Source organism: Chryseobacterium sp. C39-AII1 (genome assembly GCF_039672645.1).
Lineage (GTDB): Bacteria > Bacteroidota > Bacteroidia > Flavobacteriales > Weeksellaceae > Chryseobacterium.
In genome coordinates this window covers 25354-46206 of sequence record NZ_JBDFPQ010000010.1, presented here as the reverse complement: position 1 = coordinate 46206, position 20853 = coordinate 25354, and the positions used below count along the sequence as shown (strand labels likewise).

Annotated in this window: 23 protein-coding genes and 1 pseudogene; 8 read left to right on the top strand and 16 right to left on the bottom strand. The window is 33.8% G+C overall.

The window, feature by feature from the left end; translation table 11 throughout:
* Positions 1 to 8 precede the first annotated feature (8 nt).
* The 8 genes from ABEG63_RS15005 to ABEG63_RS14970 form a co-directional block, all read right to left on the bottom strand.
* Positions 9 to 662: a DUF6766 family protein gene (locus tag ABEG63_RS15005; protein ID WP_346585904.1), complete on the bottom strand. Its 654-nt coding sequence runs from the start codon at positions 660 to 662 to the stop codon at positions 9 to 11.
* A gap of 48 nt (positions 663 to 710) precedes the next feature.
* Entirely contained in the window at positions 711 to 2180 is a 1470-nt protein-coding gene (locus ABEG63_RS15000) for an alpha-amylase (protein ID WP_346585902.1), read from the bottom strand.
* An 11-nt stretch (positions 2181 to 2191) separates the two neighbouring features.
* Complete coding sequence (locus ABEG63_RS14995; RefSeq protein ID WP_346585900.1) at positions 2192 to 2944, bottom strand: SDR family oxidoreductase; 753 nt, start codon at positions 2942 to 2944, stop codon at positions 2192 to 2194.
* An 11-nt stretch (positions 2945 to 2955) separates the two neighbouring features.
* Positions 2956 to 3750, bottom strand: a complete 795-nt coding sequence (locus ABEG63_RS14990) for an SDR family oxidoreductase (protein ID WP_346585898.1) — start codon at positions 3748 to 3750, stop codon at positions 2956 to 2958.
* 5 nt (positions 3751 to 3755) lie between these two features.
* Positions 3756 to 4256 (bottom strand): nicotinamide-nucleotide amidohydrolase family protein, encoded by a 501-nt coding sequence (locus tag ABEG63_RS14985; protein WP_346585896.1) that lies wholly within the window; start codon positions 4254 to 4256, stop codon positions 3756 to 3758.
* A gap of 647 nt (positions 4257 to 4903) precedes the next feature.
* Positions 4904 to 5170 carry a CCC motif membrane protein gene (locus tag ABEG63_RS14980; protein WP_346585894.1) on the bottom strand — a complete coding sequence of 89 codons (267 nt, stop codon included), beginning with the start codon at positions 5168 to 5170 and terminating at the stop codon, positions 4904 to 4906.
* Positions 5171 to 5385: 215 nt separating this feature from the next.
* Positions 5386 to 5997: a DUF4142 domain-containing protein gene (locus tag ABEG63_RS14975; protein WP_346585892.1), complete on the bottom strand. Its 612-nt coding sequence runs from the start codon at positions 5995 to 5997 to the stop codon at positions 5386 to 5388.
* 403 nt (positions 5998 to 6400) lie between these two features.
* Positions 6401 to 6997 carry a Crp/Fnr family transcriptional regulator gene (locus ABEG63_RS14970; RefSeq protein WP_346585890.1) on the bottom strand — a complete coding sequence of 199 codons (597 nt, stop codon included), beginning with the start codon at positions 6995 to 6997 and terminating at the stop codon, positions 6401 to 6403.
* A gap of 330 nt (positions 6998 to 7327) precedes the next feature.
* Between ABEG63_RS14970 and ABEG63_RS14965 the strand changes: the two genes are divergently transcribed.
* The 7 genes from ABEG63_RS14965 (at position 7328) to ABEG63_RS14935 (ending at position 13603) form a co-directional block, all read left to right on the top strand.
* Positions 7328 to 7924, top strand: coding sequence for a Crp/Fnr family transcriptional regulator (locus ABEG63_RS14965; RefSeq protein WP_346585888.1), 597 nt, complete (start codon positions 7328 to 7330; stop codon positions 7922 to 7924).
* Positions 7925 to 8129: 205 nt separating this feature from the next.
* Entirely contained in the window at positions 8130 to 8363 is a 234-nt protein-coding gene (locus tag ABEG63_RS14960) for a transposase (protein WP_346586057.1), read from the top strand.
* A gap of 194 nt (positions 8364 to 8557) precedes the next feature.
* Positions 8558 to 9283, top strand: coding sequence for an IS3 family transposase (locus ABEG63_RS14955; RefSeq protein WP_346585886.1), 726 nt, complete (start codon positions 8558 to 8560; stop codon positions 9281 to 9283).
* A gap of 519 nt (positions 9284 to 9802) precedes the next feature.
* Positions 9803 to 10498, top strand: coding sequence for a CPBP family glutamic-type intramembrane protease (locus ABEG63_RS14950; RefSeq protein WP_346585884.1), 696 nt, complete (start codon positions 9803 to 9805; stop codon positions 10496 to 10498).
* A 488-nt stretch (positions 10499 to 10986) separates the two neighbouring features.
* Positions 10987 to 11403, top strand: a complete 417-nt coding sequence (locus ABEG63_RS14945; protein ID WP_346585882.1) for a hypothetical protein — start codon at positions 10987 to 10989, stop codon at positions 11401 to 11403.
* A complete protein-coding gene (locus ABEG63_RS14940; RefSeq protein ID WP_346585880.1) occupies positions 11400 to 13157 on the top strand; it encodes an ATP-binding protein in 1758 nt (585 codons plus the stop codon). Before ABEG63_RS14945 ends, ABEG63_RS14940 begins: the two co-directional genes overlap by 4 nt.
* An 80-nt stretch (positions 13158 to 13237) precedes the next feature.
* Complete coding sequence (locus ABEG63_RS14935) at positions 13238 to 13603, top strand: response regulator (RefSeq protein WP_346585878.1); 366 nt, start codon at positions 13238 to 13240, stop codon at positions 13601 to 13603.
* Positions 13604 to 13859: 256 nt separating this feature from the next.
* Here the strand turns inward: ABEG63_RS14935 and ABEG63_RS14930 are convergent, their stop codons facing one another.
* The 8 genes and pseudogenes from ABEG63_RS14930 to ABEG63_RS14895 form a co-directional block, all read right to left on the bottom strand.
* Entirely contained in the window at positions 13860 to 14102 is a 243-nt protein-coding gene (locus ABEG63_RS14930) for a hypothetical protein (protein WP_346585876.1), read from the bottom strand.
* Positions 14103 to 14596: 494 nt separating this feature from the next.
* Positions 14597 to 14932: a hypothetical protein gene (locus ABEG63_RS14925; protein WP_346585874.1), complete on the bottom strand. Its 336-nt coding sequence runs from the start codon at positions 14930 to 14932 to the stop codon at positions 14597 to 14599.
* 22 nt (positions 14933 to 14954) lie between these two features.
* Positions 14955 to 15365 (bottom strand): hypothetical protein, encoded by a 411-nt coding sequence (locus ABEG63_RS14920; RefSeq protein WP_346585872.1) that lies wholly within the window; start codon positions 15363 to 15365, stop codon positions 14955 to 14957.
* Between the two features lie 122 nt (positions 15366 to 15487).
* On the bottom strand, positions 15488 to 15763 hold the full coding sequence (locus ABEG63_RS14915) for a hypothetical protein (RefSeq protein WP_346585870.1): 276 nt from the start codon (positions 15761 to 15763) through the stop codon (positions 15488 to 15490).
* An 88-nt stretch (positions 15764 to 15851) separates the two neighbouring features.
* Positions 15852 to 16223 (bottom strand): hypothetical protein, encoded by a 372-nt coding sequence (locus ABEG63_RS14910; RefSeq protein ID WP_346585868.1) that lies wholly within the window; start codon positions 16221 to 16223, stop codon positions 15852 to 15854.
* 1011 nt (positions 16224 to 17234) lie between these two features.
* A complete protein-coding gene (locus ABEG63_RS14905; protein ID WP_346585866.1) occupies positions 17235 to 18113 on the bottom strand; it encodes a hypothetical protein in 879 nt (292 codons plus the stop codon).
* 100 nt (positions 18114 to 18213) lie between these two features.
* Positions 18214 to 18417 (bottom strand): annotated as a pseudogene (locus ABEG63_RS14900) (IS5/IS1182 family transposase); the annotation flags it as partial.
* A 111-nt stretch (positions 18418 to 18528) separates the two neighbouring features.
* On the bottom strand, positions 18529 to 18990 hold the full coding sequence (locus ABEG63_RS14895; protein ID WP_346585835.1) for a hypothetical protein: 462 nt from the start codon (positions 18988 to 18990) through the stop codon (positions 18529 to 18531).
* Between the two features lie 654 nt (positions 18991 to 19644).
* On the opposite strand from ABEG63_RS14895, the gene ABEG63_RS14890 reads away from it, so the two are divergent.
* Positions 19645 to 20505, top strand: coding sequence for an AraC family transcriptional regulator (locus ABEG63_RS14890; RefSeq protein WP_346585864.1), 861 nt, complete (start codon positions 19645 to 19647; stop codon positions 20503 to 20505).
* The last annotated feature ends 348 nt before the right edge of the window (positions 20506 to 20853 follow it).

The window sequence follows — 20853 nt, the reverse complement described above, 5'->3', positions numbered from 1 at the left end:
CTAAACATTTAATTTTCATTATGCGGCATATCAACTGGCTTTGATTCTGGAGAACCTTTTTCTCTGAGCCAAATTGAAAGGATAACCAGCGAAGCAACTGCTAAAAACTCACTCTGCCAGTTTTGAAACGACTCAAACCAAAAACGGGCATCATACAAATATTCCTGAATTGGCATCACAGAAAGTTCTTTAGCAATCTGCTCACCTCTGTATTCTTCATAACTTCCATAAAAATGACAGGTAAAACTGATAATAAAAAGAATACCAAAAGCAATTGATAGTGAATGTTTATAGAGAATAAGCCATACACCACCCTTTTTAACCGACCAGGGTGCATTAGAATGAGCTCGAGGTTCTTTATCAACATCTTCTTTTTCATCCAAAGACTTTGATTCACTTGACCCTTTCTGTCTGAGAAAAACAGTCAGAACAACATACAGCATCATTTGTAAAAATTCACTTTCCCAGTTTTCAAAAGTGGCCTGAACAAAATGGCCGCTGTGTAGATATTCTCCGATACTTAAAAGATGCTGCCCTTCTTCAGCCAATTCTTTGTTTTCAGTTTTCCAACCCGTCATGACCTGCCCGTACAGGCAGACAAACATCAATATAAAAAGAACAATACTTAAACTGTTACGGTAAAAGAAATTATGTGTATTCATTGATACTTGATTTTATTTGATTGAATTTATTTTTAAAATAGGGTTTATTTATTTTTTAACCCAAACGCTTACTGACCTTGCATTCACTGTAAAAATTCCTTTGCCATTATTATCCAACACAATTTCTTCTTTTCTTTGTTGCAAAAAATCATAGAATACAGCATTTGAATATTCTTCACCCCAAATTATTTCTTTGCAGGCTTTTCCATTATTTGAAATAATAACCAGACAGCCTTTATTGTTTTTATTACCCATACGTATGAATGCAATACAATTGGGATCATCAAAAAAATTGACTTGTGAGCCGTATCCAAATTGTTGTCTTGCCTCCATTAATTTTGGTAGGGTCTCAACTTTACGGATTTCAACATGTATTTCTTTACCATCTTTCATATCCGAATACTTAGCTCCGAATAGGTCAGGATAAAAGACACATGGATAGGCTTTTTCTGATAACAAAATGATGGAATAAGCTACTGGCTTAAACCATTCTTTAACAGTGGACTCCAATGCCTGAAGCTTTTGTGTATCATGATTTTCAACAAAAGAAACAGTAAAAACTGGCATCTGTTGTAACAAAGAATTATCAAGAATCTGACGCAGGTCGTACTGATCTCCTTCTTCAGATGCTTTGAAAAAATTATAGTGTAGGGGCACATCGAAACATGAAATTAAATTACTCATTTCATCAGAGAAATAATTTATTTTTCCGGCCTCTTCTTTCCAGAACTCCCCCAAAATATAATAGTCAGAATTAATTTCTGTTTTAATATAAGTAATCCACTCTTTTAAAAATTCTGAAGAAATATGCTTTAAGGCATCCAACCTTATCCCGTCGACTTTGGTACTTTCAAGATACCATTTGATCCAGTTTTTCATCTCCTGAACAACATCTGGGTTTCTGTATTCTACATCGGCGCCCATGAGATAATCATAATTTCCGAACTGATGACTCACTGAAGGGTTCCATTCGGTGCCATACTCATTTATAATCTTAAAGATACCCCGTACCTCTTCTCCATTTTTCTTAATGCAGTCTATTCCACTAAAACAACGATAATCCCAGTTAAAATCTGAATACATTCCATTCCGGGCAGAAAAAGTAAATTTTGTCATTGCTGATGCTTCAAAAGGTTGTTCTATAGTCTTAATACGATTATCCTCCTCAACCTGTTGTACAAAGATATTTTCTGGTTCATCTCCACCCATTCTGTGATTAAGAACAATATCAGCATATACACCCATACCTTCCTCATGTGCTGCTTCAATTGCATTAAGGTATTCTTCCTTGGTTCCGTATCTGGTTGAAATACTACCTTTCTGGTCAAATTCTCCTAAATCATATAGATCATATACGTCATAACCCCGGCCTTCCTTACCGAGAAAACACTTTGTTGCGGGAGGAAACCATACCGCGGTAAAACCAAGCTGTTTTAAATAGGCTGCCTTTTCTGAAAACTCATTCCATAAAGTCCCGCGATGGTACCAGTGAAAAAACTGAATCATTACTCCGTTCATAACCAATAAATTTAACCATTAACAATGAGCCCACTGTTCGGATGGAGAACCTGACCCGTCATCTGTGCTGAAGCATCGGTAGCTAAAAAGAGATAACTTGAAGCAATCTCATCCGTATTGGCTTTTCTTTCCAGTGGAGGCTTGCTTTGATCGTCTTCTTCTTCACCAAAAGTTTTCTTAGTAAGGGGTGTCGCCACCGGTCCAGGTGCTACTGCATTGACCCTAATACGTTTAGGTTTCGCCTGTAATGCCAGCGATCTCGTAAAAGAAACAATTGCCCCTTTCGTAGCTGAATAATCTAATAATTCTTCATGCCCCATATAAGCCACTGCGGAGGTCGTATTAACAATGGAACTCCCTTTTTTTAAATGGGGAAAAACTTCCTTGGTAAGTAAAATCATTCCAATGATATTTGAATTAAATGTCTTTCTGATGTTTTCTTCTGTAAGGTCAATAATATTATCTGCAGGAATTTGTGTTCCTGCATTATTTATCAAAATATCAATTTTCCCAAACTCAGCAACTGTTTTTGAGACGGTAGCTTTACAGAATTCTATATCATTGATATTGCCACCAAAACATATAGCACGCCTGCCTAGAGCTTCAATTTCCAATTTTGTTTTCTCTGCATCTTTGTCGTCTTTATAATAGATAAACGAAATATCCGAACCTTCTTTGGCAAATAATAAGGCAATTGCTTTACCTATTCCGCTGTCTGCTCCTGTAATGAGCACTGATTTATTCTCCAATTGCTGCCTCTCCATACTATTAAAATTTATACATCCTGTGGTTCCTGCATTTTTCCCATACGATATGCTGCCATGCTATCGCTTGCCAGATTAGATATGGCTACCGTTAATTTATTTTTCAACCCCGAGATTATTTTATCCTCTCCATTCATCAGAGCATCATAGCCATCCTTAGCCACTTCTTCCGGAGTGCTGAAACTCTCTTTATCTTCCATAATTTTACTTCTGTTCATCTGGGCTTTGTTGAAGAAATCTGTATCGGTCGATCCTGGAAGAAGTGCCGTAACCGTAATTCCGGTATCTTTTAACTCTTGACGAATCGCCTCAGACCATGATAAGATAAAAGCTTTACTTCCATGATAAACTGATTGCCATGGACCGGGTGCTTTACTTGCAATTGAAGCCAGATTCAGTATTTTTCCTGATCCTTTGCTGATACGATCCTTTAGGAAAAGTTTGGTTAAAATCAGAACTGCATTGATATTGAGCCTGATAATATCCAATTCCCGATGTATATCTGTATCTTCAAATTTTCCATAGAAGCCCTGTCCTGCGTCATTCACCAATATTTCCGCGCTGATATCGTTGAGTCTAAGTTCGGCATACATAGAAAAAACATCATCTTCTTTAAAGAGATTTTTTGCCTGTGTTACCACCTTAACACCATATTTTTTAAATTCATTGGCTTTTTCAAGCAGTTGATCATGACTGCGCGATACAATAACCAGATGGTAGCCATTTTTTGCGAATAATTTCGCCAGTTCATATCCGATTCCACTGGTTGCACCGGTGATCAGCACATATTGACTTTTGATTTCCATATTGTTTATTTTAAAATAATCATTTGATTGAGTTCACATTTAAAGCATCCGATAATAAATTCCGCGTAATACAGCTGGGCTGTTGAAGCCTTTGTTTTATGGTGCAGTTCCAGTTTTTTGGATAAAATGATTTCATTTTTGTAGGCGAATGAAAAATGCGCGAAAATTTTTTGATCCGATTCTTTCACAGGAGTTGCATATCCGGTGACAGATATTCCCCAATCCGTATTGAATAATGCACTAACATTCAACGCCATTTCATTGGCAACTTCCTTAGAAACACAATCACACTTTATCGCTTCCTGCTCATCAACTTTCAAAAGTTGTACTTTTTCCTCAAGAGTATAGGCGGTTACCCCGCCTTTAAAAAATTCAGAGGCATCTTTGATCTGCGAAAATGAAAACTGCAGGCAGCCAGCAGTAACACTTTCTGCCATAGAAATTGATTCATCGGCAGATTTCAGTGCCCCGCCAATATAATCCAACAAAGACTGTTTAAATTCCATGAGAATACATTTTAATTAATTAAGAATACGTCTCCTTATACTATAGAGATTACTTATCTCCAAGGATCAGGCACGACTTTTACACATCCGTCCTGCTTTTTATCAAATATTTCATATCCTTTTGACACCTCATCAAGGGAAAGGCGGTGCGTTATGATATCATCGAGTTTTACCTGCCCGGTTTCCACATATTTCATTAATTTATCAATGATTGCATGAACGGGAGATTGCCCCGCTTTAAGTAAGGCCTTTATCGAAAAGCTGACCTATCCTAAAATTGTCATAATTCATGGGATAAACTCCCAATATTGCCCCCCCACGCCGTACTCCACTCATACACGCATCCAGCACTTTGATAGAACCTTTTTTAAAATTGTCAACTGCCTTTGCTCTATCCATCAGATTTCTGTCTGGTCAAAACCTACAGCATCTATGCATAAATCGTTACCGGCGAATGAAAAACTGCTGCATTCATATTGTTATATTTTATGGTTTGGTGTTTATTCGTTATCATGTGGTCATTAGACCCTAAAAAGCTGATGCGTTGGCCATTTCAAATTGTAATCTGATTAAAATGGCCGACGTTAGATCTGGGTAAAGTTTTTTATACCTCAGCAATGGTAGAGGATATCCTCATCCCTTAACAACTAAAGATAGCGCACCAACAATAAATAAATGAGACAAAGGGAACTTAGACTCATCCCAAGAATGCTTAGCATTCTTCCTGTTTTTAAATTGCCGAAATTGGAGTAACCTCCTTTATTTTTATCGTATACTTTTTTATCTTTTCTGTAAAGAAAAAGAGCGATGCCTCCCGTAAGTATTCCCGGGATTCCGTAACAACAGCATAAGGCTACAGAAGAAATTCCGAGCACTAGCACTGCTGTAGCATTGGGTAATTTGGAATTTCTCATGATGATAGGTTTTGAAGCCAGTAGATTATTCCAGTAATAAAATGCAGCCGGCATTAATGATTAAACACTGCCTTTATAAACATTCATTTTCTGGGTTGTAAATAAATAATTTAAACCATCAAACCGTCAGCATCAGATTTTCAGAAACAATATAACGTCCTTCGAATAATATCCGATAACCCTTTCAAGGCAGATTACCGGATATTTATTCGACATTATTTTACAGCATCTTTTGCTTTTTTAGATTCCATTAAATGATGATCTAAAGTGGGAAGCGTTTTAGTGGCAAAATTTTTCAGAGAGGATTCGGCACCATCAGCAGCTTCTTTCTTGAAATCAGCTATTGTTTTTTCATGATCCTTAACCATCATATCGGTATACATACGATCAAAATCAGCTCCTTTTTTTGCCTTCAGATCATCGTATGTCTTCTGTTGGTCTGCATCTAAACCGGTAGGCAGAGTATAAGCAGTTTTAGAGGCCCATTGTTGTAATTCTTCGTTGGCTTTAGTGTGGTCCTTTACCATCATTTCACCCAGTTTTTTAACCGCTGAGTTAGTCGCATTTTGAGATGCAAGTTTTCCAGCCATCACTTCCATGATTCCTCCTTTTGCTGCTGCATCAGCAAATTTTCGATCCTGATCATTTAATGATGTTGCTTCAGAAGACGTTTGGGAAGTTGAAAGAGAATCTCCGGATATTGAACCCGAATCCACGGGAGCAGACATTTCGCTGTGATCAGCTGAATGATCAACAGTAGTGGTTTCTTTTTTGTTACACGCCGTTATTGCAGCAATGGCTGCAATGATTAGAATTGTCTTTTTCATAATATTTTAATTTGTTGGTGTTGATATGAATGTCAAGTAGTTTCTACTCATTTTTTATACTAGTCTGTTTACTTCTTTTTCAAACTACCCCCCGTGATTGGCTATTGCCTATATCATGAAAAAGTAAGCCGCACAGGTTATTTGTTTCAGTATTTTTGTAATTGACATTCATATAATCTTTTATTTTTATGGTGTATTTCAAAATTACAGCTCCATAAAAACCTACCCTATGACTTAAGTCATATAACTATAATTTATTTTCGCAATACCTACGAAAAAAATATAAATATTAATTGCAAATTTATATATGGTCTAGTTAGATTTTTTCTAATCATCTTATAGTATTGAATGATAAAATAAACAGATTAACCACTAGTAGGATAAATGTGAACGATTAAAAGAATTAATAAAATATTTTTCCACCAATATTTTTTACAATATTTTCACGTTCCATCTTTTTTAATACTCTTATCACAGTTTCGACTCTAAGCCCTGTTAGTAAAGCAATTTCAAGACGAGTATAAGGAATTTGATAAGCGTATTGATCTGTCACATTATGATACTGCTTCAGACAGTCCATAACACAAAGTATTTTACTGAAAGTATTAGCAGAGGACAGATTATTTGACATAACATACCTATAATACATTCTCTCAGAAGTATATTGGTAAAGTTTAAATAATATGTTTTTATCATTATGAATCAGATCAAAAAACCTGCTTACTCCAACTCTAATCACTGCTACATCAGTCATTGCTATAGCATTGACTGGGTAGGGGCGTTCGGAGAATATAAAAGTTTCCCCTATGCAGTGTCCTGTAGATGGTAAACTATGAATAAATTCTTTTCCTTCCTGATGATAGTTGTTAATTTTTACATTGCCAAATTTTATTTGGAAATAAAATTTGGGAATTTCCGACTCTCTGAATATGATATCATTTTTGGTAAAGTGAACTAATTGTCCTCCATAATGAAAGAGTAAATCTTCATCGACCAGCATATTGTAAAAATTATTAAGGGTATTAAACTTTTGTATAATTTAATTGCAGAATTTAAATGCTATATATCACTGCCAAGTGCGCAATTAACTATCGCCCAAAGTTAATAGTAAAGGACATTTCGGATGTATGACATAGATCATACGCATAAAGTACAACTAACAGATATCAATGAACTGATAGAATAGTTTATAAAATTTACTGACTACTTACTGAATTAAAAAATTTGATCTTATTAATTTTATATCACCTTAAAATAGTCTCGTTTGTAATTAAAAATATAATGAGAGGCATCTTCAAAATTCTCTTAACTTTAATAAAAATTAATTAGTATGCTTATTGAAAAAAAAATTCTACAATCTTATGGAGGAGAAATAATGGAGTTTAAAGCTGATAAAACAATATTCCAAGAAGGTGATACACCAAAACGTTATTATCAAATACTGGAAGGACGACTTAAATTAAATCATAATGATGAAGATGGAAAAGAGATTATTCAAAGTATTTTATTTACAGGACAAAGCGTTTGTGAGTTGCTCTTGTTTATTTCCGAAAAATATCCTGTAAATGCAATAACATTAACTCCCTGCGAAATAATTACTATTCCAAAGGATAACTTCTTTAAATTACTTACCGATCATCCAAATGTATCTTTAGATATCAACAAGTTTATATCCGAACGATTGTATCAAAAATTTGTGATGATGCAGCATAATTTATCATTGAAAGCGGAGGTAAGACTCTTGGGTGCGCTAGACTATTTTAAAAGCTATGGTAGTTTCAAAGAAAAATATTCTTTTGAAGTGTATTTGACCCGAAAACAGCTGGCTGCCATAACGGGTTTACGAATTGAAACAGTCATTAGAACCATTAAGAGAATGGAAAGTGATGGTATACTAAAACTTATTAACAGCAAAATATTTTACTAATCCTAACCATTATAATTATATTTAAATATACTATGGTATCCTAATTTCTTAATCTATTTGTAAGATGATTCCCTATATCTACATTTAGTTTATAGTTATTATAAAGAGGTAACTGTAATCTTCCCCACAAACAGGAACATTTAAAAATATAGTTTTTAAATTTGGAAGACAATGAAAAACAGTAAATTTTAAGAAGTTCAGATCTATCAAGATTCTATCTGAACAAAATCAAGGAAAAACAGTGAATGAAATTTGCCGTGAACACGGCATCAGCCAGCCGACATTTTACAAATGGAAGAGCAAATATGGAGGTTTGGATGTGCAGCAACTCTCCAAAATGAAGGAACTTGAAAAGGAACTTTCGCAGTACAAAAAAATCGTAGCGGAACTTACCCTGGAAAATGTGGTGATGAAAGATGTGATCGCAAAAAAGCTTTAACACCTTCCGAGAAGCGGGAACTGGTTGTTTATTCCGGATCACAGCACGGGATAAGCACTCGGAATGCGTGTAGACTTTTCATCATAAACAGTTCTGTGTTTTATTACAAAAAGAGAAAAAACAATGAAGATGATAAGATCCGGGAAGAGTTGGTTTTGCTCGCAGAACAACACCAAACATGGGGGTTTTGAACGATGCACCACCGCTTGAGAAACATGGGCTTTGGATGGAATCATAAGCGGGTTTACAGGATCTACAAATCGATGAAGCTGAATCTGAGAAGCAAACGTAAGAAACGGCTTCCGGCAAGGGTGAAGGAGCCTTTGCTCCGACCAGTTTATCCGAATGTAACCTGGAGTATGGATTTTATGCACGACACTTTGGAGAATGGTAAAAGCGTGAGAAGCCTTAACATCATTGATGATTTTAACAGAGAGATCTTGAATATTACCATCGATACTAGTTTGCCATCGGCAAGAGTAGTTTCCGAGTTGGAACAACTGATCGACTGGCGGGGGAAACCGGAAAAAATAAGGGTTGACAACGGTCCGGAATTTATTGCAGAAAAATTAAAAGACTGGTGCGGCAAGAATGAAATAGTCCTTCATTATATACAACCAGGGAAACCTACGCAAAACTCTCTGGTAGAAAGATTCAACAGGACTTTCCGGACAGAATTCTTAAATGTTTATCTTTTTGAGAACATCAAGCAGATGAGAAATTATTCAGAGATCTGGATGTGGATGTATAATAATGAGCGCCCTCACAAATCATTGCAATATCTCACACCTAGAGATTTTTTGTTGAAATATGGAAAAATAAAAACACAACACGCAGAAGATTTTCCCACATTCCAACAAAGTTTCAACAACGACAACAGTAAATTATTAACCAAAAACTCTACTTTTGAGTGTACCTAAGATGGGTGAGATTACAATTATTCTGTTTTTCAGAAAGAAATTCCGAAACGGGTAAAGTCTCTCCGACTCTTGGAAGAAAGGGAAAATTCCATTGGATTTTGACCAACGAATTATTGTAAGATAAGACCACTTTCATAAATTTTTTCTAAATTAAAAAACTTCTCTTTGAGCTATGAAATAATTAAAACTTTTGGAATAATTATAATGCAGAGGCCATCAATTGAATAAGTAAAGGGAACAGATGATTACCAGATTATATTCTGTACTGACTCTCAATTAGCATTGAAAGAAAAAGATGTGTTGCGAAAAGATAAATAAACTGTTCTTACTTAATCTCTGCCTGATTTCTTAATAGCTCTTATTTTGATTTCTATGAATAATTATTTGTCAATAACAATCATATTTCTCATAGAATCATTGTTTTTAAATATCTAAAATTATGATAAAAATTATTGCCTTATTTATGAAAGAATAAAATTAGCATAGATTTGTAGCAATTATAATTATTAAATAATATTTATGAAAGACCTTTTCCCTTTTCTCTTAGGCTATCAAAATATTAATACATTATCAAAAACAAGGGCAAAAATAAAGCTCATTGCCTTGATTTTGCCAACAATGCTGTTTGTGATTCTGTTTACCTTGTTATTTCAGATTTTACTTACAAGATTTGGAGTTGTCCAACTTGTTGAATCTTCAGGTATGATTCCGGATTACATGAAATCAATGTCTATGTTTCAAGTGATCACAGAAATCGTCATTCTTGCTCCCATCGTGGAGGAGACTGCATTCCGTGGGCTACTTGAAAAAAATTTCAGGTGGTTCAGAATTTCTCCTGTTTCTATTTCATATCTGCTTATTTGCCGGATATTTGGATTTAATTTCTACGAATTCAGTATTTCAACAGCTATAACATTTGTAGGCAGTTTGTGTACGCTACTCGTACCAAATAAGAAGATAAATTCAGCTATCATCATATTGCAAAAGAGAACTTATCGGCTTATCTTGATCTGGGGAGGGGCTATCGCTTTCGGGCTTTGGCATTATTATAATTTTGATTTTAATAATTTGGGTATTGTAACTGTTATCACCACCCTGCTCCCATTCATGATCAATGGATTGCTATTGGCATATGTAGTTGCTAAAAATGGTCTTCAATGGAGTATACTTTTGCATATGGCCAATAATCTATGGCCTCTGATCATCTGGTTATAAGTTTGTAATGATGACCGAATAGTTTTTAAATTTTTAATCCGATGTTTTTGCTTGCTCTTATGAATGATACAAGCTGGTATGTGTATGTAAAGTATTGAAAGACATATTGAAGCAGGTGCGTATAATATAATTTTTTATTGTATTTATATAAGTTTGCACAACCAAACGGTTATGCTTCCACTACCAGCATCATTGTAGGAAGCTGATATCAATTATTTGCTACGTCCAAAATTGAACAGAGTTGGGAGAAGCAAACAATGTATTTAGATTTGTGAACGATATAAATCGGAGATCGGATAACACTCTTAGTTATTTATAATGCGGAAATCTTTCTCAAAACGCGGTGATAGAAAAATTGGATTATCAAAATGCTCTAAATAAAAAAAATTAAGCAATTTTGCAAGGTCTACAACTTTACAGATTATTTGGTTACATCAAGTTTCATTTGATAGTTTATATAGTGATGACTTTAATACTAATTGAACTTGATGAGAATCATAGAATGTCACGAGGAAAAAATCCACCTTTCCGGTCAGATTCAGGATTTGGGCTTCCTACTAGTCTTTGACCGCGATCAATGCGTAGCGGCAAGTGATAATGCACTTTTACCGGGAATTCAATATAGCAATGTAATCGGAGTTTCTTTCGCAGAAACTATGAAAGTACTCCTGCCCTCCGTTAGCTTTGAGGAAATCAAAAATAAAATCGATGATCAGATCTTTTACCGGTACGTGGAGCGTATCCGTCTTTATGAACGTGAATACTTCCTTAGTATTTATCGATACGACGGTAAGATTTATCTTGAAACAGAATTAGCCCTTCAGGAGCAGGTACAGACCACAAGACTTTACTATTACGCTAAATATATCAGCGCCGTGGTCACCAGAACAACTGGCAGTCGTTGACCGAACTCATCAGGGACATCATCGGCTATGACCGTGTGATGGTCTATCAGTTTCTGGAAGATGAAGGTGGTCAGGTGATCGCCGAATCGAAACTTGAAGATAAAGAATCGTTTTTAGGATACCGATATCCCGTATTTGACATCCCAAAACAGGCAAGAGAACTGTATAAGGTATTTCATGCTAGGCATACGGCTGATGTTGATGCCCCAGTCCATGGGATTATTGGTCTGAAAAAGGAAGATGTGGATCTAAGCAGGACCAGCATTCGGGCCATGTCACCTATACACCTCCAGTACATCCGAAATTCAGGGGCTAAAGCCAGCGCAAGCTTTTCAATCATCATCGACGGAGAACTTTGGGGACTAGTCACCTGCCAGCATTATGAGGCAAGGCACGTGGATCTTTCACAGCGTCACGTTTGTGTGTTTTTAACCCAATACGCTGTCAACAACTACCTGGCGGGGAAGCAAAAAGAGCAGACCATGTTCCAAAATGCCATAGGAAATATGGAAGACGAACTCAAAACCCAGCTACTGGTTAACAGAGGTCGATTTAATATCCTTGAGCAGTATGGATCACAAATTATGGAATTTATGTCCGCTGATGGTGTGATCATCCGTCATGATCAGGGACTGAAGCAATATGGAAATGTTCCTTCTCTTGAGCAGATCGTACAAATTGACCGGAAGATCAATGATATCAGCTATGATTCGATTTATGTTACGCATCAATTCGAGGACAAAGAAACGGAACAAGCTAACCGATTTCCAGGTGTAGTACGACTGGATGTTCTTCCTCAAAGCAAGTGGTATATCTATGCGTTCAGAAAAGAAAGAATCGTTAATGAGGTATGGGCCGGAAAACCTGAAAAAGTTCATCATACCGATGACAGTAAAGGCATTACCTCTTTTTCTCCAAGGACCTCATTTGATGCGTGGATCTGGACCACAGAGGGCAAGTCGGAAGAATGGAATGACTCTGAGGTGAAATTCCTCAAAAAAATAGGTCTTCTTGTGCAGCAGGCCCTTGCGATGAGAGGTGGTGAAATTGAGGAGCTTAACAGGGAGCTGATCCGCTCTAATAATGCTCTGGAGACTTTCAGCTATACCCTGATGCACGATATGAAAAATCCTCTGACCTCCATTCAGCTTTCTGCGCAGTTGATTGCCTCTAAAAAAGATATGTACGAGGAAAGAAGGTTGAAAATGGCAGAAAATATTATTGAAGGCTCAAAACTGATTACCGAAATGATGGATAAAGTCTATATGATTTCCAGAAGAACACAGGTGGAGTTTGAATTTGAGACCATTGATCCGCAACCTAAAATATTGGGGATTATAGAGGAAGCTATTCAGCGATACAATGTTCAGAACCTCCGGTACCATGTAAAGGATTGCCTACCCATCTGGGGTGAAAGAACACTGGTCTACCAACTGTTTTTAAATCTAGTAGGCAACGCCATCAAATACAGTAGTAAAGAAGCTCAGCCTGAAATTGAAATCTCAAGTAGACTTGAGGGCAACAGGGCGTGCTACACGATCAGGGACAACGGGATTGGAATGGACTTATCCTCGAATCAGAATATTTTTGAAATTTTCAAAAGAATGCCGAACACAAGAGAATTTGAGGGTTCAGGTATCGGTCTTTCCATTGTTAAAAGGATTGCAGATAAATTGGATGCCCAAATATCTGTTGAAAGTACATTAGGATCAGGAACTACTTTTTTAGTCTGTTTTAAATCCGCTAGAAGATAATTTATTGTATGTCAGAATTTGTTGCACAGTATTTGTATAGTCAGTAGGGTTGGCTTTTATAGCATCACTAATATAGCAATATGAAAACAGTAATGATCCTTGAGGATGAAAAAAATATAAGGGAGGCGTTGGAAATACTACTGGCGTACGACAACTATCAAGTAATCTGTTGTCCCAATGTTCGGGATTTCTATGTCCAATCTAAAATAATTGTACCTGATGTCTATCTATTGGACGTGATGCTTCCTGACGGTTCTGGCGTGGATATATGCAATTATATAAAAATGACGAATGATTTAGAAAACATTCCTGTTATTATGATGAGTGCCCACGCAGCTGCTGTTGAACTGGACCAATCGTGCAAACCGGATGCGTTTATTAGCAAACCATTCAATCTTGATGATGTATTGACTACATTGGCTCATTGTACTGCCTTAACAGGTTAATATCTTTCTTATTTAAATCAATGTTGTTGAGACCATGCAATAACGCTGAAAAGAAATCAACTGTGGAAATAAGCGGGTTGTTGGGCTTAAGTGATAAATACTCTCATTGATTTATTTGTATCCTCATACACAAATCGTTAACGTTAATCTCTGCAAAAATTATAATTTAACAGATTACAGTTTGTCTCTGTTATTAAACTTATTTGTCTTTCAACCGATGCTGTGCACTCCATTTCTTAGGTTTCATTCCGTGATGTTACTCAAACAACCTTCCGAAATAACTTAGATTAGTAAAACCTAACTGATATCCGGTTTCAGAAACCGAAAGCACCATCTTATCATACGTTTTCTGAGTTCGTTGTTCCCAGGTTGCAGTTTTATGAAGCTTGCCTTTCAAAAGATCAGCTTCTTCCCTGCTGTGGAAATTTTCCTTGTACTCCAAAAGGCCCTTTGGAAACTTATACAATTCTTCTGCATTAAATAAATTAAGCTGACTCATTGTAATTTATCTTTTAATTATTTAACTTTGTTCTATTCCCTTTGCACGGAATATTTTTTTTCATCATTTGTGTTTTTTAAATTCTCTTCGGGGAAGTTTTTTGATTATGCCCTGTACTGTAGGGTAAGAATTAATAGATCTGCAGTTCTTGCTGAGTCTTATTTTTCTTTTCTCTCAAAAATACAATGTTATCAGAGAATTTTGACATTGTTACAATTTTAGACAACAAATACAAAATTTGTTTCAGAACGTAACTAATTTTATCACATGGAAAGAATGACTTTATAGATGAATTTTAATATGTTTTTTGTTTGTTTTGATAGGCTTATAAGATTCATTCCCCCTTATATATTAGTTACAATAATCTCTTTCAAAGTAAAAAAAATGAATGTAGCTGCCGAATCTCGACCGTACATTCTTTACATATACTATTCAAAATACAAAATGTATTACATATAATCACTTTTTGCAATTATTGGTATCGTTTTTTGAGATTAAATTTCACAAACTTTTATCATCATTTCATCAAAATTCTTTTTTGTAAAAGTATCTTCTTCACCTTTTCCCATCCAATTTAAAAAAGGAAATGTATCATGTCCATTATTTAATGCCCTCGTCAATTTGCCAGTAAACTCAACAACCTCTAAAAAATATTTTTTTTCATTAATTTCTGAATTTTGTATCAAATTTTTTAACTCATTTTTTGCATCAAAACCCAAATGATTCATTTGATATTTTGCGTTATAGATTTCTAAGTACTCTTTTATTGCTTCGCAATATTTTTCCATTTTGTGAAAATTCATTTTATCGTTAGGTTTTATATTTTTCATATTATCGTTTTTTGAAATTATTTTAAGTTGCTTTTATATTATCTTGATTTTTTATTACTTCTTTCATTATTTTAATTTGTGCCAAAGAACTTGTCGAAGCTATTTTACCAGATATGATGTCATTTATCTGCTCAATAATTTTATTTTCAAATACAAAACACATCACATCATGCCTATTTAACTCACTATTTATTATAGCATTTACTTGGTGCTCAGGTAAAAACCTTTTTAACATTTCTTGTAAAGCTTTGTCCTGAGCCCAGTGTTTAATCGATTTATTATCGAAGCCTACTTGCATTAAATATACTGCTCTTCCTAAAAATTTATTATATATAGTTAAAGAAAGATATAAATCTTCGCCCAAAAAAGGACGTTCGAGAAAAAGTGTTATAATGAAATTATTCGAAAGTTGAAAAAAATTAAAATAGTTCATACCTTGCAATTTCTTAAAAATTAATTTACTTGACTCATCTAAATCATTATTATTCAGATTATTGATTTCTGTTTCTGTAATACTATTATAAATGAATTCAATTATCGGATCAATTTCACCTTTTATTTTGTCAACATTACTCCAGATATTTCAATAGATTTAATCCTTTTTTCTTGACTAACAGTGTAATTTGACTTTTGTACATCAATCAAGTTATTCAATATTTGAGATTTCTCAGAAAGCTGGTTTTCAAGTATCTTTAATTTTGCCTCTGTTGTAGATCTCCAACTTTCTGTCCTATTACTAAGATATAATTGTCCAATCCAAGCAGCAACACCAGAAACAACAACACTTAACCCTCCTGCCCAAGCTATAATTTGACCGTATGGTATTTCCATAAATGCATTTATTTTTATTAATATTATTTTTTCATCTTTATTATTATATTTAAGGAAAGTAGTTTGTATATTTTTTATTTTGCTATATCTATGTCAGAGGAAGTTTTGTATTAATTTCGTCACCAATTTCATCGCATACCTGTCTACATAACAAACTAAAATCTTCTAGAAAATCAATATTAATAATTCTAATAATTCCAGAGCTACCAGCCATTGCAACTTTCTTATCTTTTAAAAATTTATAAAGTTCGTGGAATTCTAGTTTTTTGTTTTTATCAGTCAACATTATTCCTCCGTTATGGACGAGCGTATTTCTAACCTTTTGAAATAGGGTGAGATTTTGATAGTTTTTTTGTTTTTTGGAAGCTGATTCAATATTTGCTACAAGACTTAAGTAATTAAAATATTTTACTAGAGTTGATCCATTTAAATTATTATATTTGAATACTAATTGACACATAAAAAAACAGTAGTTTTTATCAAAAACAAGGGTGGTCAATTTAATCTGAAATTACATGGTCACTTTAAATTGGAATTGAGTGGTCAATATCACTGGAATTTACAAGTTTATTTTAATTAATTTTAGAAAATTATTAATGTAAATGCTTATTATTTAATAATCTATTAAAACCCTTTTAAATTACTGATTATGAAAAAAAATCTATTGTTTTACTTTTTCTGGATATTGGCTGACTTCAGAAGAATTACAGCCAACGCCTTCTAATAAAGTTCTTTTAAATATATATATATCAGTAGAGTCCCAGACTACACACTTTATTTTTTTATACATCTGATTCATATACGATTCTAAAAACACATTTATAATATAATTACTTATCCCTTTTTTTGTTCAAATTACCATCATAAGGTAGTAAAATTATATGAATCAGATTATTTAGAGCAGACATTATATCTGCTCTTGTTTTGTTATGATTGCCATTAAATCTAGTAAAGATTAGTATTTAGAATAGTTCGGGGTAGAAAAAATTACATCAAAGTAATTATTCCTCAATTTCATGACTAAATATTTTATGCCATTTTTGAAGGGTGGTACGACTCATTTTATATTTCTTCGCCATAAACATATTAGATAGATTGTGTTTCTTTTGATACTGTAATATTTTTATAATTGTTTTTTTATCATAACTTCTAAGTTTATGATTATTGATTGTGTCTTCTCCTTTAGAACCAAATATCAATCATTCAATTTAAGAACTTTTTCTACAGTTGTTAAATCAGATATAAGAGTTTGAATTTTCAAATCATTTAATATTTAAGGCTGCTTTTCAAGAATCAGATCGGTATATATTTTTGTATAATTAGGACGCATTGTTATGTTTTTGTAGAAATAAATTTAGTGAAATTTAGAACAACAAATATAAACTTCCCTAAAACTATACTCATTTTTACGACTTAAAAAATAAAAAGAGACCTAAAGTCTCTTTAAATCAAAAATATGTGTTTTTAGAATCTATGGCGCTGTTATTTGATCTATCGTGAAAAAAGCTTTTGTAGAAGTACATGTTCCTGCCGGGCAGGTTGTAGTATTCCCAACACTGGAAGGAGTAGAGGATCCCATCATATAATAAAGTTTGTAAAATGTTTTGTCGTTTCCATCATTTGTAGTCCAAGAATAAAGACGTTGTTCCGGCATACCACCTGCATAAGTTTCAGGATCTCCCCAATATGGATTGGTAGATGCTGTCTGTATTCTTGCTCCAGTCGTAGCATCAATGAGACTTGCGCTGGAAGTAGCATTATCTCCTGCCCAAGAACCGCTAGGTAATCTCAACTGATTCTGCATATATCCTCCTGCTCCGCTCCAAAGGTAATGTCCGTTAGAGATAATTTCTACTACTCCGGTAGTATTATTTCTAATTTGTAGATTTACCTGAGAAAATGCGGTGCTTGTAGGTATGAAAGTTCTTACTGAGAATTTTCCATCCGGTGTAGTGATGGAAAGTGCATATCCGGCTCTTCCATTATCTGTTGTAGAAACCAAGGGTCCCATTACGGCAATCCTTTCAACATTAGCTAAATTATTGTTGCCACCGCCTCCGTTATTTCCGGATGACGTATTAAAAACTCTCCACTCGCTTCCGTTCCAAAAATAGTAACCAGGAGTAATGACTGGTCCTGTATTGTATATCAATAATCCATTTGCGTTTGGTGCTGAGCTCAATTGCATTGTAGCCGATGTAAGGCTGATTCTTGGGCCTAAAATTCCTTTATTGGATGAGTTGATATCCAGAATTGCAGATGCATCGGGAGTAGTGGTATTAATACCTACTTGAGCGTACGTAAAGGCGGATATCAAAAATAATCCGACTAATTGAAATCGTGTTTTCATATTTAATTTGTTTTAGGTTGCTTAGTCTTAATAATTGTAAATATAATAATTAAATAAGAATAATTAATTATTTTCTATGATTATTAATTTATTTATGAACTCATCTCGACTTTATTTTTTGAAACTTTCTAATGGCAATCACAATGAAAGCTAAATAATTGAATCCTATCCAGCTTGTAATAGTGGTATCAAAACGATTGAGTATAGACCTGAAGCTATCCATCCAAGCATTTGTTCTTTCGATTGAGTATCTTTCTTTATATAATTGATGATCAAAGTAATCGTTTTTTGAGATTATTTGTTTGCACTTATGTGATATTTCATAATACTGAAGAGATTCTGAATCCTGGAAAAAAGGTGTAGTTGGCTATTTAAGAGGTTGTTTACATTTATTGAATAAGTCTTAAACAGATTCTCAAAAACAATTTCCATTACAATCAATTGCATTTTGATAGTCGTCTATAGTTATAGTGTAGGTTTCAGTAGTTTCGTTATTATAATCATAATTAAAAATGTTTCTTGGATCGCTGCAAGAACCATTATATGCACACTCTTCATAAATTATTTTTTTTGAATCATTAAAAATTATATCAATCCTACTGGGATTTTTTAATAAATCACGATAGCTATAACCGTCATAAGGAGCACCGTCAGAGTATTTTTCAGTGTAGCTTTTAGAATCTTCAATTGTGATTCTTTTAGATAGAAGAATTTCATCAATCCCGGATGAATTTATTTTATGAGGAATGATTTCAATTTTTACCCCAGATATATTTTTTATTGTATATTCATATTGTACCGGAGAATCATCACAGTGGTCACATGTTCCGCAATTGGTTAAGAATATAAATAGTGAAAATAGAAGAATTTTTTTCATAATAAATTTTATTTAATATATATACTTTTAACCGTCTGAAAAACTTTGATCATCATTTTCAAAATATAAAAATATCTAGAGTTTTGAAAAATATTGGTCTCGGATATCAATACTTGCTGAAATTACTAAACCTTTTACGAATGACCAAAATAATATTTCGTTCAATTTATTGGTCGTATATTTAAGATGATTGTAAAAATTAATTTCCATTAAATACAATTATGTCACTGTAAGCACACTTAATAAAATTTTTTCTATTCTTCATGAGTCCATATTATAATTGCTTTGCTATTGCTGAGCTAATATATCGTTTTTTGAGATTTATTTTAACATGTAGAACACTTTGCAGTTGCGACCAATAAGAAATATACTTTAAGTATTTTTTACCTATCGTCTTTAATGTCTAAAATACAAAAAAGAATATTGCTTAATAAATGTTTTTATCATATTACTATCTAAGATTAGATAATAGTTAAAATAGTTACTTTTTTAATAATGAATTTTTTTGTTATTTTACTTAAAATTATATAAAAATCAAAAATTACAGGTAACCAATTCTTTATTTGTGTAAAAACGTAAGTTGCTAATAGGACAGTGTCTTGTTAATCAGTCATCTAATCATAAACTTACCTAAAATATGTTAAAATATAACTCATGCCAAAAATTACAACTAATTTGGTTGAAGCATTAATCAAAATTGATGAAGTTGAACTCCATGAACTTACAATTGCATCGCAATTTTCTATGTATACTGTTATATTACTTACATCAGGTGAAGGCTGTTTCCAAGCGGACTTTGGTAAATTTTCTTTCAAAGCTCCAGCCCTATTATTCGCTACACCGCTTCAAACGATATATCTTCAGGAGATTTGTAAGCTGGAAGGCAAAATACTGCAGTTTCACGGTGATTTTTATTGTATTGAATTCCACAGGAAGGAAGTTGCTTGCAATGGTTTGTTATTTAATAATATTTACATTGATCCTGTTGTCTCATTAAATGATGATGAATTACGTAGCCTTGCAATTATTTATGAAGAATTTCTGAATGAATTCAGAAATTCCGATCCTTCTGAGATTGTTATTCGAGCTCTATTACAATTATTTCTTGCAAAATCGTCCAGTATAAAAATTAGAACGATTGAAAACAGAGCAGGTAATTCCGCCCACGATCTTTTGATGGAACGTTTCGTCGAACTTTTAAACGAGCATTATCTTGAGCATAGAAAACCATCCGATTATGCAAGACTTCTTTCATTGACAACTAATAATTTTAGTAAGCGCTGTATCCGTTATTTCAAAAAAACACCTTCTCAGCTGATTACTGAAAGAATGATTTTGGAGGCAAAAAAGCAATTACATTTGACAAGGCTAAGTATTAAGGAAATAGCTTATAACTTAAAATTTGAGGATGAATCTTACTTTAGCCGAATTTTTAAAAAATACACCAACGTGTCACCTCAGACCTTCAGAAATAAAACAGGGATTTCCATCGTAGCGGATTTGCACCAGTATTAATCACTTTTGTCCATGGACTCACTTTGTTGAAGGTTATACATTTGTATAAATATTTAACAAATGAAACACTCCATCTTTATGAAGATTTCAAAGCTCAATCATCAGCGACAATTTTGCCGTCCTCTTTCTGATACCCTGGTTTTTCGTTGGAGGAATAACTGAATTTATCCCTGCAAAGTATAAAAATGAACTCATTCTTTAAAACTGGCATTTTTGCTGAAAGTATATCGCCAAAATCTCATCTTTAAAACTGTTCTCACAATAGATACAAAAAAAGTATTGATATAATAGTGAATCAGAATAAAACTGCTAAATACATTTCAATCAAAAATAATTAACATTAAAATC